We start from the raw sequence: 13,613 nt of genomic DNA on the forward strand, positions 1-13,613 counted from the left end.
ATGCGACGTACGTTGACGATGGCGGCGGCCACGGCCGCGCTGGCGCTGGTGGGCGGGCCGCTGGCGGCCACCGAGGCGCACGGCGCCCCCGTCCTCGGGCGCTGGTCGGCCGTGGAGGCGCAGGCCTTCTGGACGCCCGAGCGGATGGCCGCGGCGGTTCCCGCGCCCCCGGAGCCGCAAGCGCCGGCGATGGCCGAGCCCTCGCCGGATGCCGCGGCGGGCCCGGACGTCCCGGCTCCGTCCCCCTCCCCGACCCCCACGCCTTCGCATTCCGTCGCGGCCGTCCAACCCGGTCCGGCCCCCGATCCGGCCTACGCCGCCGCGGCCGCCCACCCGGGGGTGGGGCGCGACTTCGACGGCATGCCGGTCGTCGGGCGGATGTTCGTCATGACGGGCGGCGGGGCCTACTTCTGCACCGCGAGCGTGGTCTCCTCCCCCGGCCGGGACCTGGTGATCAGCGCGGCGCACTGCCTGCTCGGCGCGGACGCCCGACAGGTGGCCTTCGTGCCGCACTACACGGCCGACAAACCGCAGCCGTACGGCATGTTCCCGGTGCTGCGCGACTCGGCAGAGCGCGCGAAGGTCTGGATCGCCCCCCGCTACCGGAGCGAGGGCGCGGACCGGGCGGCCACCCTCGACGTGGCCTTCGCCCAGGTGGGGCCCAACTCCTCGGGCGCCCTGGTCGAGGACGTCGTCGGCGGGAACCGGCTGGTGACCGGCGCCGCCTACGCACAGACCTCCGTCACGCTCGTCGGCTACCCGGCGTCCGCCGCCCGGCCGCGCCTGTGCGTGAACCGTACGACGAAGTTCACCAGCTCCGATCCGAAGATCCCCGGTTCGTTCCAGCGGATCGACTGCACCGGCTACCCGGGAGGGACGAGCGGCGGGCCCTTCCTGACCCACTTCGACCCGCGCACCCTCACCGGTGACGTGGTCGGGGTCATCGGCGGCTGGAAGACCGGCGGCGACACCGACGACACCTCGTACAGCTCCTACTTCGGCGCGGAGATCAGGGCGTTGTACGAGACGGCGGTCGCCTCGGCGCGGGTGGCGCGGGCGACGGAGGTGACCCGGACCGGGTGAGCGGTGCGGGCTGGGCGTGCACCCGTACCCAACGGGTCCGGCGCGGATTGCCGACGGTGGGCGGGGTCGCCGGGACCTCGTCGGCGCTCAGCGGGTCCGCCGGGGCGAGGGCGAGTCGGCGGCGCAGTTCCGCGAGGGCCGCGTGCACGGGGGCGAGGATGACCTCGGCACGCGGGTGGATGCGGGCCAGCGCGTGCGCGGTGGTCTCGATGGTCTCGGCGGCGTCCTCGGCGGCGGTCCGGCTCCAACCGCCGGTCTCGCCGGCGGCCCAGGGCGCGACGGCGTCGTAGAGGTCACAGGCGGCATCCGCCGCGGCGTCGGCCCGTTCACCGACACCCGGCGCCGCGTTCATCGGCAGCAGCTCCATGCCGGGTCAACGACCGCGGCCCGCCGGGGGAACGAACCGGCGACCACCGGGCCCGCCGGACCCCGGCGTACGCGGTGGGGTACGCGGTGGGGTCGAGCCGCTCACGAGACGACGGCCCGCAGCCACAGGGGCAGCAGCAGGAGGGAGACGACGGAACTCTTGATCACGACCGAGGCCGAGAGAGCGACCCCCACGTCGTAGCGCTGCGCGAAGACGAACAAGTTCTGCGGGGTCGGCATGGCGGCGATCAACACGAGGTAGGCGAGCCAGTCGCCGCGGACGCCGAACAGGGCCCCGCAGACCAGCCACGCCAACAGCGGGAAACCCAGGCACTTGACCGCGATCAGCGCCATCTCCTCGCGCGTGGTGTCCCGCAGGCCCAGTCCCGCACCGCCGAGGTGCAAGCCGAGCGCGAACAGGGCGACCGGGGACGCGCTGTCGCCGACGAACGCGGCTCCGTCGAGCACCACCTTCGGCAGGTGCACCGACAGCAGGTTGAGCACGATGCCCGCGTTGCAGGCCAGCACGAGCGGGGTGACGAGGGAGGCGCGGACCGCTCTGGCGAGGCGGATGCCCGGCCCGCCGCTCGCCGCGCCGGCGCGGCCGAGCTCCATGATGGCGATGACCACGAGGGACAGTACGCAGACCTGGAACAGCAGCACCGGGAAGATGGGCGCCGCCGTCCCGAACACGGTGATGAAGACGGGGACGGCGAAGTAGGCCGTGTTCACCTGGACGCCCGCCATGACCCGCAACGCGATGGCGCGGGGCTCGCGTATGCCGCAGGCGGCCGCGCCGAGGACCACTGCGAGCACCGCGAGGGCCGCGGTCGCCGCGTAGCCGCCGATGGCGCGCCAGTCGAAGAGGGCGGCGAGGTCGCCGGCGTAGATGTTGCCGAACAGGTAGCAGGGGACCGCGAAGAGGAACGCGTAGTCGGCGAACATCTTCGACGCCTCGGAGGGAACGATCTTGCGTCGCGCGAGCAGCACCCCGCCACCGAAGGCAAGCAATACCGGCACCAGCTTTTCGAGTGCGGCTGCTCCGCCCATGGGTACGGTCCTCCTTGATCGACCGGGTGCAGCGTATCCATCCCGTCGCGGCGGTCATCGGCCGCATACGCTGGTCCGTCATGAGCGACGCACCCGGGCCGACGGCCCCTCCCCCCGCCCCCGTCCCGGGGCCGCGCGCGGTCACCCGGTTCGCCGTGGTGCTGCGGACACCGGCCCGGCCCGGAGAGCCGCTGTTCGCGCGGGCGCCGCGGCCGTGGCAGCGGTGGTCGCCGCTCGTCGTGAGCGCCGTCTTCGTCGTGACGCTGCTGCCGGTGACCATCGTGGTACTGGCCGACGACTACGGCGCGGGCGGCGGTTGGGCGGGAGCGCTCGGCGTGGCGCAGACGGTGCCGCTGGTGCTCGCCGCGACCCGGCCGCTGGCCGCCTGGGGCATGGTGCTGCTCGCCGACACCGTCGGGGCCGTGCTGCTGATCCACGCCGACAAGGTGGCGGGACACGCTTGGCCCTGGACACCGATGGGCATCATCGGCTACCTGCTGCTGATGATCTGCCTGGGGCTGCGCGAATCGGTCCGGACGCTGGTCGGCGTCTGGTTGGCGACCGGAGCCGTCGGGGTCGTCCTGGGCTTCTTCGCTCCCGCCGGGGTGACGAACACGGTCGCGCTCCTCTTCGTCCTGGGCGGAACGTTCCTCGCGCTGACGGGGGCGCTGCGCCTGCTCGGCGACGCCCAGCAGCGGATCGTGGAGCAGGAGGGCATCAGTGAGGCGGAGCGGTCCCGGCGCACCCTGCTGGAGGAACGCGCGCGCATCGCACGGGAGTTGCACGACGTGGTGGCGCACCACATGTCGGTGATCACGGTGCAGGCGGATTCCGCGCCGTACCGGCTGCCGGGCATGGCGGAGCCGGTGCGGGAGGAGTTCGCGGCGATCGCGGCCAGTGCCCGCGAGTCGCTGGGCGAGATGCGGCGGCTGCTCACGGTGCTGCGCGGCGACGGCGGCGACGCGGCTACCGGTGAACGGGCTCCGCAGCCGGGGATCGACCGGCTCCAGCAGTTGGTGGAGGCGACCGTCCGGGCGGGGCAGCCGGTGGAGTTGTCCCTCGCGGCGGGAGCGGGACGGGGCGTGCCGCCGGCGGTCGACCTGTCGGCGTACCGGATCGTGCAGGAGGCGCTGGCCAATGTGGTGCGGCACGCGCCGGGGGCGCCGATCCGGGTCTCGGTGACCCGTTCCCCCGAGGAGCCGGACGAGGTGCTCGTCCTGGTCGTCAACGGCCCCGCCCCGGGCGCCGTGGTGGCGGTGGAGACCTCGGGGACGGGCCACGGTCTGGTGGGGATGCGCGAGCGCGTACGGTTGACCGGCGGGACGCTCGACACCGGCCCGCTGCCCGAGGGCGGCTTCCGCGTCGCCGCCCGACTGCCCGTGAACCCTTCGGCCGAGGAGCCCAGTTGACCATCCGCGTGATCATCGTCGACGACCAGGCGATGGTGCGTGCGGGGTTCGCCGCACTGCTTTCCGCCCAGGCCGACATCGATGTGGTGGGTGAGGCGCCCGACGGGCGCGAGGGGGTGCGCGTCTCGCGCACCGTCCACCCGGACGTGGTGCTGATGGACGTGCGGATGCCGGAGATGGACGGCCTCTCGGCCGCCCGGGATATCCTCGCCCCGCCGCCGGGCGTGGTCCACCGGCCGAAGGTGCTGATGCTGACCACCTTCGACATCGACGACTACGTCTACGAGGCGCTGCGCGCGGGCGCGTCCGGGTTCCTCCTCAAGGACGCGCCGCCGGCCGACCTGATCGCGGCGGTGCGGATCGTCGCCTCGGGCGAGGCCCTGCTGGCGCCCTCGGTGACGCGTCGGCTGATCGCGAACTTCGTGCAGCAGCGGCCCGCGCCCCGCAAGGACCCGGCGCTGCGCCTGAACGGGCTGACGCCCCGTGAGACCGAGGTACTGGAACTCATCGCGCGCGGGTTGTCGAACCAGGAGATCGCCGGGCACCTGGTGGTGGCGGAGCAGACCGTCAAGACCCACATCGGGCGGGTGCTGGGCAAGCTGGACCTCCGGGACCGGGCCCAGGCGGTCATCTTCGCCTACGAGGCGGGGCTGGTCCGGCCCGGCGACAGCGCCTGAATTCCGCGCCGCTCCTCCTCCACCCCCTACCCGGGTATGAGGCGCGGCTTGGCTCCACGGTCCGATGTCCGGGCCGCCGTCTGCTTCCTACCTTCTGCCTCACCACGAGGAGAGGGGAAAGCGGATGCGCCGCTTCGGAAGGGCGTCGGCCGCCGCCGCGCTGACTGTGACGCTGGTCGCGGGGACGGCCGGTTGGGCGGGCGCGGACAGCGTGACGCCGGTCACCGGTCCGCCGCCGGGTACGGCCGCCTGGCTGTCCGAGGCGCTGCCGGGCCGGCCCCTGCCCGACCCGGCGACGGCTTCGGCTCCCGAGGTCGCGCGGTTCTTCGCGGGCCTCGGCGACGCCCGGCGGCGCGAACTCCTGAGCCGCCACCCGCTGGTGGTGGGCAATCTGGACGGGGCGCCGCCCGCCCTGCGGTACGAGGCCAACCGGCTGGCGATCACCGCCACGGGTGACGCCCGCTACGCCTCCCTGGCCCGTCCCGGCCGGCAGGTCCTGTCCTTCGATCCGCGCGGGCGGGGCCAGGTCGCCGAGGTGTTCGGGGACCTGGAGCACGCGGCCCACGTCGCGGTGATCGTCCCGGGTTCCGACAACGACGCCGCCGGCCACGACGCCGCGCGCGAGCCCGCCACCGGGCCCGCCGGGATGGCCCGGGCGCTGCGCACCGCGACCGAGGGCTCCGACACCGCCGTGGTGGCCTGGACGGGCTACACCACTCCCGTCGGGGTCGGCCTCGACGCGGCCGAAGGGCGGCTGGCCGAGGCGGGCGCCGTACGGCTGGCCCGGTTCACGGCCGGGCTCGACGCGGTCGGCGCCCCTGACCCGGCGCTGTTCTGCCACAGCTACGGCTCGGTGGTCTGCGGGCTCGCGGCCCGCCACACCGACGCCGCCGACATCGTCGCGTTCGGCTCGCCCGGCATGCGGGCCGCCAACGTCGCCGCGCTGCGCACCGGCGCCCGCGTCTGGGCCGCCCGGGGTCCCTCCGACTGGATCGCCGACATCCCGAACGTGGAACTGGCCGGCCTCGGCCACGGCACCGACCCCACGTCCGCAGCGTTCGGCGCCCGCCGGGTACCCGCCACCGATGTGGCGGGCCACACCGGCTACTTCGCGTCCGGCACCCGGTCCCTGGCGGCCTTCGCCGCGATAGCGGCGGGAGACGTCCGATGAGCGCCACGACCACCCGGCGGACGCCGGGGGTCGCGCTGCGGGCCGCGGCCGCCCGGATCGACCGTCGCACCCCCGCGCACCGGGACCGGGCGATCGACGGACTGCGCGCCCTCGCGCTGCTCGCCGTGCCGACCGGACACTGGCTGCTCGGTGGCTTCACCCTCGACTCCGAGGGCGCACTGCACAACACGAGCCCGCTGTCGGCGTTCGGCGCCCTGGCCCCGGCGAGCTGGGTGCTGCAGATGCTCGGCGTCTTCTTCCTCGTCGGCGGCTACGCCTCCGCCCTGTCCTTCCGGCGCCGCCCGGGTTCGACCGGGGCCTGGCTGAAGGGCCGGATCGCCCGGCTCGGGCGGCCGGTGCTCGGGGTGACGGCCGTCTGGGCGCTGGCGGCTCCGGCGCTGTTCGCGGTGGGGGTGCCGGAGACCACGTTGCGCACCGGGGCGACGCTCGTGGTCCAGCCCCTGTGGTTCGTCGGCGTGTACGTGGTGGTCACCGCGCTGACCCCGTACTGCGTGCGGGCGGCGCACCGGCTCGGCGGGTGGGCGGCGGCCCCGCTGCTCGCCTCCGTCGCGGTGGTGGACGCCCTGCGCTACGGGCCGCTCGCCGACTCGTCGCCCGACCGGCTGTCGCTGCTCAACATCCTGCCCGGTTGGCTGTTCGCGTACCAGCTGGGCGTGGCCTGGGGCGAGGGCCGGATCGGGCGGCGCGGGGCGTGGGCGCTGCTGGTGGGCGGCGTCGCACTGTTCGCGACGCTGCTGACGGTCTTCCACTACCCCGCGTCGATGGTCGGGGTGCCCGGCGAGGCCCGGACCAACTCGCACCCGCCGTCGCTGTTGGTGCTCGCGCTGGCGGCCGTCCAGTCGGGTGCGGCGATGCTGCTGCGCGAGCGGCTGGCGAGGCTGCTGGCGAGGCCCGCGCTGTGGGCGCCGGTCGTGGTGGTCAACCTGTGCGCGATGACGATCCTGTGCTGGCACCAGAGCGCCATGCTGGCGGCTGCCGTCCCCGGCTCGTTCGTCGGGGAGGTGGCGGGCCTGACGACGGCTCCCGACAGCCTGGGGTGGATCGCGGCCCGGCTGGCCTGGATGCCGTTGTTCGCGGCCCTGTTGGTGGGCATCGCCCGCTACGCGCGCCGTTTCGAGGAACCGTGGACCCGGGCGAGCGCCGTGCGCCGGACCGTGGCGGGCGTCCTGGCGGCGGGGTTCGCGGTGTTCGCCCTCGGCCTGGCTTGAGGGGGCCGCTCAGGCGATGGAGGCGGCGACGATGGCGGCCACGGCGAGGTTGCAGGAGGCCGTCACCCAAACCGCGGGGTGCGGCTCCGGGTCGACCACGATGGCGCCGAGCTTGCCGGGGGTCACCAGGTCAAGCACCAGGAAGGCCACCGCCATCAGCACCAGGCCGAGCACGCCGAACGCCGCGGTGGACAACAGGCCCTTGCCGAAGTCCTCGTACGTCGTCCAGATCGAGGTGAACACGATGCCTCCGACGCCGAGCAGCGCGGAACTGAGCAGCAGCGCCGCGTTGCGGTTGCGCTCCTCCCAGATCTGCCGCCGGAGCTTCCCCGGCGTCAGTACGTCCACCAAGACGATGCCCAGGACCAGCAGCACCAGGCCGAGGGCTCCGAAGGCACTGGTCCGGCCGAGTCCGTCGAGGATGTCGCTCATGGGGAAACCTGTCTGCGCGTGGGAGGGAAGGCGTGGGTAGGAAGGGGTTGCACCCCGCCGCGGGCCGGGCGAATCTACCGCACGTCCGGGCGGTGGACCATGGGGAGGTCAGTACGTGGAACGGCTCAGGGCCGCACGGCCCGAGGAGGCGCGGGCACTGACCGCGCTCGTCCTTCGCTCCAAGGGCCACTGGGGCTACGACGCGCGGTTCCTGGCCTCCTGCGCAACCGAGTTGAGGCTCCGCCCGGACGATGTCACGGCCCGGCGGGTGGTGGTCGCGCAGGACGGGCGCGGCGCCGTGGTGGGACTGGCCTCCCTGGAGGGTGAGGGGGTACGGGCGCGGCTCGGGCTGCTGTTCGTGGAGCCGGCGGTCATCGGTCGGGGCGTGGGGCGGTTGTTGTACCGGGACGTGCTGCGCCGGGCGGCCTCTTTGGGCATGGGCCGGTTGCTGATCGACGCCGATCCGCACGCGGCCGGGTTCTACCGGGCGATGGGCGCGGTCGCCGCCTCGGGAGGGCCGGAGGGGCTGGTGCGGTTCGAGGTGGCGCCCGTCGCCCTGCCCGGGTGGGCGCGGGCATGGACGGGCGGGGCCCGCGCGGTGCACGTCGGCAACGTCGCCGAGTTCAACGCGCAGTTCGCCGACGCCTCCCTGGACCGGGAGCAGCTCGCCGCGCACCACTACGCCGCGCTGGCCGCTTTCTACAGTCCCGAACCGGCGGCCCTGGTGCTGCCGGTTCGGGTACCGGCGGGGTGGGCGGCCCTGGTGGGGCGGCAGTTGGGCTGGGGCGAGGTGGAGGTGTACGACGCTCTGGTGGAGTCGGGGCCGGGCCTGTCACGGGCCGTACGGGCCCGGCCGGCGTTGGTCGAGCGGCTGACGGGGGCCGGGCTGCCCCTCGTGCCGTGGGGGCTGACGGAGCCCTTCGGGCGACTGGCGGGCCGGCCCTGGCGACCGGACGAGCTGTGCCACGAGTCGAAGTCGGCCTCGCACGCCCTGTTCGGCCGCGTCCTGGCGGGCGGTGGGCACCCCGGGATCAGGCTGCCCGCGCAGTGGCGGGCCGAGACCCGGCGGGCGGCGGCGCGGATGCTGGCGCGACGGGCCGCCGTCGGAGCGGGCTCGGTGCTCAAATCGGAGTACGGCGTGGGCGGTTCGGGGGTCACCGTCATCACGCCGGAGCGGCTGCGTTCGGCCGGCGGGGCGCGGGCGCTGCTCCGGCGGCTGCCGCGCGGCCCACTGCTCGTGGAGGAGTACGTGCCCGGCCCGGCGGCGGGTGAACCCGGCGGTGACCTGCGGGACCTCACCTACGACGGGTTCGTGGACGGCGCGGGCCGCGTCCACGAGGTGGGGGCGGCGGTGATGGACGTGGCCGACGGCGGCTACCGGGGGGCGACGATCGGGCCGGGGGTGGTGCCCGCCGGGACGAAGGGGCCGCTGCTTGCCTTCGGCGCGGCGGTGGGCCGGGAGTTGGCGGCGGCCGGCTACCGGGGCTGGTTCGACGTGGACTTCGTCACGGACGGGGCGGGCCGCCTGGCGCCTACCGAGACCAACCTGCGCCTGACCGGGCCGGCCATCGCCTTCATGGTGGCGGCCCGGCTCGACGCGCTGCGGGGCGCGGGACACCTCGTACGGATCGCGGACCGGGTGGACCTGGGGGCAAGGCTGCCGGACGCACAGCTCGACGAGCTGTGCGGGGAGCTGGCGAGGGCCTGCGCGCGGCTCGGGGCGGTGTTCGTCCCGGCGATCCCGACCGCGGCGTTCGAGCCGGCGCCCTGGTTGGGCGTTCTGGTGGCCGCGCACAGCAGGGACGTGCTGGACGCGGCGGAGGCACTGGTACGGGCCGAGGCCCTGGCGGTGGGGCGGCCATTCACGGACGGTCCCGCGGGAGCGGACGGCGGGTGGTGACGGGCAGGCGGGCGCCTCAGCCGTCCGATTCGCCGGCTGAGGCCGGTTTCCGGGTGAGGTAGCAGGCCACGACCGCGCCGGCGATCATCAGAGGGACGTTGAAGGTGTAGACGAGGGCGGCCTGGCGCGGCCAGTCGTGTTTGGCGGCGAGCCGGTAGAGGTTGTCCTGGGGCCACCAGGCGACGAGCAGGTAGACGACGGCCAGGTGGGCGGCCCGGGTCAGGGCGCGGCCCCGGCCGTGACGCCGCATCCGGGCGCCGCCACCGAACAGGAAGACGACGCCCAGCGCGAAGGCCAGCGCCTCGAAGACGTAGAGGACGAAGAAGAGGGCCGACCAGGGGGCCGGCACCCCGGTGAGGTCGGTCGAACCGGGCCAGAACACGTCGGTGAGCGCGAGACCGACGAGCGTCAGGGCGAACACCACGCAGCCGGAGGCGCAACCGGGCGAGAGTGTCGCGCCGCCGGCGCCCGCGTATTTGCCCGCGCCGCGGGCGGCCCGCGCGGGGTCGTTCGGCCGGGCCGGCCGGGGAAGGGCGGTGCGGTCCTCGCGGCCCGCCCGGTCCCGGGGCAGGGCGCGCAGCGGGACGACGGTCTGCGGGAGGTGCTCCTCGGGCACCTCCTCGGCGAGGCGGGCCCGCAGCGCGGCGATGCCGGGCAGCCCGTCGCCGGGGGTCCCGGGTGGTGGGGCGAGGTAGGCGACGAGGCCGCGGGCGCCGGCCCGAGGGCCTTTGCCGGGATCGTCGTCCCGGGCGTCGGCGACGAGCGCGGATCCCACGCCGTCGTGTCCCCGGATCAGGGACTCCAGGTGGTGGGGGTCGATGTGGCCGCGGTCGACGGTGATCCGGTCCCGGAGGCGGCCACGGAATTCCAGCAGGCCGTCAGGGCCGAGCAGGCCGATGTCGCCGGTGGGCATCGCGTCCCCGCCGTCGGGCGGGCCGAGCAGGATCTGCCCCGCCCGCAGGTCGACGCGGCAGCCGGGGAAGGGGGCCCCGAGCAGCGCGAGGCGTTCGGGGGCGGCGGGCGGCTCGAGCAGTCGGGAGGGCTCGAACCAGGTGCCGATTCCGGCGCTCTCGGTGGTCCCGTAGAGGGCGAGCACGCGCGCGCCGGGCCGCAGTCGGGCGTGCAGGGCGGCGTGTTCGTCGAGGTAGAGACGGTCCCCGGTGACAGTGACCATGCGCAGCGACCGGGCGGGCGCACCCGCGCGGGCCGGGGTCCCGGGGGTCTGCGGGCGGTCACCGAGCAGCAGTCGGACGGCCCCGGCCGGGTCGGTGTGCAGGACGGTGACGGCGTGGGCCTCGACCGCCGAGCGGACGCTCTGCGTCGACCAGGGGCCGCGCTCGGCCAGGACCAGGGCGCCGCCCGTGCACAGGGCTCGGGGCCAGCCGACGGCGAAGGCGGTCACATCGGGCCCGACGGTGATCAGGTGTCGGTCGCCGGGGCCCGGTGCCGCGACCTCGGCCCAACTGTCGCAGGCGGCGAGCAGCAGGGGGTGGCTGATGGGCACGGGCCGCGGTGTGGTCGCACCGGTGAACACGAGCGCGGCGGTGCGCCGCTCACGCGTCGCGGGGGTGGGCCGCTCGGTGGACCGCTCCGCGATGGCGGCCGCCTCGGCGTCCAGGCGGAGGAACCGCAGGCCCCGGCCGTCGTCGAGGCGGGGGTGGTGCGTGCCGTCGGTGAGGACTGCGTCGGGCCGGATCGCGGTGAGCTGCCGTTGTCCGGTGTGCGCGTCGGCGACGTCGATCAGGGCGTAGGTCGCGCCGGCTTTGAGGACGGCCAGGAGGGCGACGACGAGCTCCGGCTGTCGCGCGGCGCCCACGACCACCAGGCCCTGGTCGGGCAGCCCGGCGGCGATGAGGTGGTGGGCCAGCTGGTTGGCGCGGGCATCGAGCTGCCCGTAGGTGAGACGGTCCGGTCCGGTGATGAGCGCGCCCGCGTCGGGGGCGTCCTGCGCCCACTGTTCGAAACGCCGGAGGACACTGCCGAGGGTCTGCCGTCCTGGACGGGTGGTCTCTGATCCCTGCGTCATGGACCGATGATGCCACCTTGGAAGGACAACGCAGAGAGCGTGAACAGACATGCGGTGAAGCGGAGTTGAGGAATGTGGGAGGCACGGTCCACCTGCGACCGTTGACCTCAAGCATGGTTGAGGTCTTAACCTTCGGTGCATGGATATGGAAGTCACCGCTTGGACATCGCTGCACAGCGCCATGAACGCGCAGCAGGACCGCCGCCCCCTCTCCCGGGCGAGCCTGCGCCGGGTCGCCGCCTTCGCCCGCCCACACCGGCGGGGCCTGACCGCCTTCCTGTTCCTCAGTGTGGTGACCGCGCTGCTCGCCGTGGCGACCCCCCTGCTCGCGAGCCGGGTCGTGGACACGATCGTCGCCGGCGGCAGCAGCGCCACCATCACCCGCCTCGCCCTGCTCATCGCGGTGATCGCGGTGGCCGAAGCCGGCCTCGGCCTGCTGACCCGCAAACTGTCCGCCACCCTCGGCGAGGGGCTGATCCTGGACCTGCGGACCGCGGTCTTCGACCACGTGCAGCGGATGCCGGTCGCCTTCTTCACCCGCACCCGTACCGGCGCCCTCGTCAGTCGACTCAACAACGACGTGATAGGCGCGCAACGCGCCTTCAGCAACACCCTGTCCGGGGTGGTCTCCAACATCGTCACCCTGCTGCTGACCCTCGCCGTGATGCTGAGCATCTCCTGGCAGATCACGCTGCTGGCGCTGGTCCTGCTGCCGGTGTTCGTACTGCCGGCGCGGCGGATGGGCGCGCGGATGGCCGCGATGCAGCGGGAGGCCGCGGCGCTCAACGCCTCGATGGGCACCCAGATGACGGAGCGGTTCTCCGCGCCGGGCGCCACCCTGGTCAAGCTCTTCGGACGCCCCTCGGAGGAGTCCGCCGAGTTCGCGGCGCGGGCGGCCCGGGTGCGGGACATCGGCATCCGCACGGCCATGGCCCAGTCGGCCTTCATCACCGCCCTCACCCTGGTCTCGGCCCTCGCCCTCGCGCTGGTCTACGGCCTCGGCGGGTATTACGCGGTCCACGGGCGCCTGGAGGCGGGCTCCGTCGTTGCCCTCGCCCTGCTGCTCACCCGGCTCTACTCGCCGCTCACCGCCCTGGCCGGAGCCCGGGTGGAGGTGATGAGCGCCATGGTGAGCTTCGAGCGGGTCTTCGAGATCCTCGACCTCGAACCGCTGATCGCCGAGAAGCCCGACGCCCGACGGGTGCCGGACGGGCCGGTGACCGTGGAGTTCGACCGGGTCTCCTTCGGCTACCCCTCCCCCGACAAGGTCTCGCTCGCCTCGCTGGAGGAGGTCGCCACCCTCGACGCGCGGGGCGGCACGCAGGTGCTCCACGACGTGTCCTTCCGCGCCGAGCCCGGCCAGATGATCGCGCTGGTCGGTTCCTCCGGCGCGGGCAAGTCGACCATCGCGCAACTCCTCCCCCGCCTGTACGACGCCGACGAGGGCGCGGTCCGGCTCGGCGGGATCGACGTACGGGACCTCACGGCCGACTCGGTCCGCGAGACCCTCGGCATGGTCACCCAGGACGGCCACCTGTTCCACGAGTCGGTACGGGCCAACCTGCTGCTGGCCCGGCCCGAGGCGAGCGAGGAGGACCTCTGGGAGGCCCTGCGCCGCTCGCGCCTGGACGGGCTCGTCGCCTCGCTGCCGGACGGTCTGGACACCGTCGTCGGCGAACGCGGCTACCGGTTGTCGGGCGGCGAGCGCCAGCGGCTGACCATCGCGCGGCTGCTGCTGGCCCGCCAGCGGGTGGTGATCCTCGACGAGGCCACCGCGCACCTCGACTCCACCTCGGAGGCGGCCGTTCAGGAGGCCCTCGCGGAGGCCCTCGCGGGCCGGACCGCCGTGGTGATCGCACACCGGTTGTCGACCGTCCAGGCGGCCGATCTGATCCTGGTGGTGGAGGACGGCCGGATCGTGGAACGGGGGACGCACGCCGAACTGCTGGCGGCGGCCGGCCGCTACGAGGAGCTGTACCGGACCCAGTTCGCCCCGGCCGAGACGGGCGGAGCCGCCCCGGACGGCGCGGTGCCGGTCTCGGGCGGCTGACGCCGAGGCCGGCGGGGTGGGGTCCGGGCCACCCGGACCCCACCCCGCCGGCCCGCCGGCCGGACTCGCGTCGGGTGCCCCGCGCGCCGCCGCCCCGACAAGCGCACCCGCACCCGCACCCGCACGCAGCCGGCGCCCCGGATCACCGACGGCAGTCCGCGCCACGCTGCCGCGGACAGTTCCCGCGGCGCCGCCGAGCAGAGCTCGCCCTGAGCGACCG

General features: G+C 74.7%; 11 protein-coding genes. 7 read left to right on the forward strand and 4 right to left on the reverse strand.

Annotated elements, in window-relative coordinates:
- A complete protein-coding gene (locus ACV7NM_RS04290) occupies positions 1–1,083 on the forward strand; it encodes a hypothetical protein (protein ID WP_463408983.1) in 1,083 nt (360 codons plus the stop codon).
- Here ACV7NM_RS04290 and ACV7NM_RS04295 read toward each other — a convergent pair.
- Together ACV7NM_RS04295 and ACV7NM_RS04300 are read right to left on the reverse strand one after the other, a co-directional pair.
- The gene (locus tag ACV7NM_RS04295) at positions 1,010–1,450 is read right to left on the reverse strand and encodes a hypothetical protein (RefSeq protein ID WP_463408984.1); all 441 of its coding nucleotides are present in this window, start codon (positions 1,448–1,450) and stop codon (positions 1,010–1,012) included. The two genes, ACV7NM_RS04290 and ACV7NM_RS04295, sit on opposite strands and share 74 nt — an antisense overlap.
- Before the next feature lie 101 nt (positions 1,451–1,551).
- Positions 1,552–2,499 carry an AEC family transporter gene (locus ACV7NM_RS04300; protein WP_463408985.1) on the reverse strand — a complete coding sequence of 316 codons (948 nt, stop codon included), beginning with the start codon at positions 2,497–2,499 and terminating at the stop codon, positions 1,552–1,554.
- An 80-nt stretch (positions 2,500–2,579) separates the two neighbouring features.
- Between ACV7NM_RS04300 and ACV7NM_RS04305 the strand changes: the two genes are divergently transcribed.
- The 4 genes from ACV7NM_RS04305 (at position 2,580) to ACV7NM_RS04320 (ending at position 6,985) form a co-directional block, all read left to right on the forward strand.
- Positions 2,580–3,908 carry a sensor histidine kinase gene (locus tag ACV7NM_RS04305; RefSeq protein ID WP_463408986.1) on the forward strand — a complete coding sequence of 443 codons (1,329 nt, stop codon included), beginning with the start codon at positions 2,580–2,582 and terminating at the stop codon, positions 3,906–3,908.
- Positions 3,905–4,585, forward strand: coding sequence for a response regulator (locus ACV7NM_RS04310; protein ID WP_463408987.1), 681 nt, complete (start codon positions 3,905–3,907; stop codon positions 4,583–4,585). Before ACV7NM_RS04305 ends, ACV7NM_RS04310 begins: the two co-directional genes overlap by 4 nt.
- Positions 4,586–4,709: 124 nt before the next feature.
- The gene (locus ACV7NM_RS04315) at positions 4,710–5,756 is read left to right on the forward strand and encodes an alpha/beta hydrolase (RefSeq protein WP_463408988.1); all 1,047 of its coding nucleotides are present in this window, start codon (positions 4,710–4,712) and stop codon (positions 5,754–5,756) included.
- Entirely contained in the window at positions 5,753–6,985 is a 1,233-nt protein-coding gene (locus tag ACV7NM_RS04320; protein ID WP_463408989.1) for an acyltransferase family protein, read from the forward strand. The genes ACV7NM_RS04315 and ACV7NM_RS04320 overlap by 4 nt, the downstream gene beginning before the upstream one ends.
- 9 nt (positions 6,986–6,994) lie before the next feature.
- On the opposite strand, the gene ACV7NM_RS04325 is transcribed toward ACV7NM_RS04320, so the two are convergent.
- Positions 6,995–7,417 (reverse strand): DUF350 domain-containing protein, encoded by a 423-nt coding sequence (locus tag ACV7NM_RS04325; protein ID WP_463408990.1) that lies wholly within the window; start codon positions 7,415–7,417, stop codon positions 6,995–6,997.
- A gap of 115 nt (positions 7,418–7,532) precedes the next feature.
- Between ACV7NM_RS04325 and ACV7NM_RS04330 the strand changes: the two genes are divergently transcribed.
- Positions 7,533–9,317 (forward strand): GNAT family N-acetyltransferase, encoded by a 1,785-nt coding sequence (locus tag ACV7NM_RS04330; protein WP_463408991.1) that lies wholly within the window; start codon positions 7,533–7,535, stop codon positions 9,315–9,317.
- A gap of 16 nt (positions 9,318–9,333) precedes the next feature.
- Here ACV7NM_RS04330 and ACV7NM_RS04335 read toward each other — a convergent pair whose 3' ends face one another.
- Complete coding sequence (locus ACV7NM_RS04335) at positions 9,334–11,343, reverse strand: AMP-binding protein (RefSeq protein WP_463408992.1); 2,010 nt, start codon at positions 11,341–11,343, stop codon at positions 9,334–9,336.
- Between the two features lie 139 nt (positions 11,344–11,482).
- Between ACV7NM_RS04335 and ACV7NM_RS04340 the strand changes: the two genes are divergently transcribed.
- Positions 11,483–13,393 (forward strand): ABC transporter ATP-binding protein, encoded by a 1,911-nt coding sequence (locus ACV7NM_RS04340; RefSeq protein WP_463408993.1) that lies wholly within the window; start codon positions 11,483–11,485, stop codon positions 13,391–13,393.
- Positions 13,394–13,613 lie beyond the last annotated feature (220 nt).

Source organism: Streptomyces sp. Tek67B01 (assembly GCF_055231995.1).

What these genes read in the sequence shown, in the direction of transcription:
- ACV7NM_RS04295 (WP_463408984.1), bottom strand. Translation starts at nt 1,450, where the DNA reads ATGGAGCTGCTGCCGATGAACGCGGCGCCGGGTGTCGGTGAACGGGCC.
- ACV7NM_RS04335 (WP_463408992.1), bottom strand. Translation starts at nt 11,343, where the DNA reads ATGACGCAGGGATCAGAGACCACCCGTCCAGGACGGCAGACCCTCGGC.
- ACV7NM_RS04300 (WP_463408985.1), bottom strand. Translation starts at nt 2,499, where the DNA reads ATGGGCGGAGCAGCCGCACTCGAAAAGCTGGTGCCGGTATTGCTTGCC.
- ACV7NM_RS04290 (WP_463408983.1), top strand. Translation starts at nt 1, where the DNA reads ATGCGACGTACGTTGACGATGGCGGCGGCCACGGCCGCGCTGGCGCTG.
- ACV7NM_RS04305 (WP_463408986.1), top strand. Translation starts at nt 2,580, where the DNA reads ATGAGCGACGCACCCGGGCCGACGGCCCCTCCCCCCGCCCCCGTCCCG.
- ACV7NM_RS04340 (WP_463408993.1), top strand. Translation starts at nt 11,483, where the DNA reads ATGGATATGGAAGTCACCGCTTGGACATCGCTGCACAGCGCCATGAAC.
- ACV7NM_RS04325 (WP_463408990.1), bottom strand. Translation starts at nt 7,417, where the DNA reads ATGAGCGACATCCTCGACGGACTCGGCCGGACCAGTGCCTTCGGAGCC.
- ACV7NM_RS04320 (WP_463408989.1), top strand. Translation starts at nt 5,753, where the DNA reads ATGAGCGCCACGACCACCCGGCGGACGCCGGGGGTCGCGCTGCGGGCC.
- ACV7NM_RS04315 (WP_463408988.1), top strand. Translation starts at nt 4,710, where the DNA reads ATGCGCCGCTTCGGAAGGGCGTCGGCCGCCGCCGCGCTGACTGTGACG.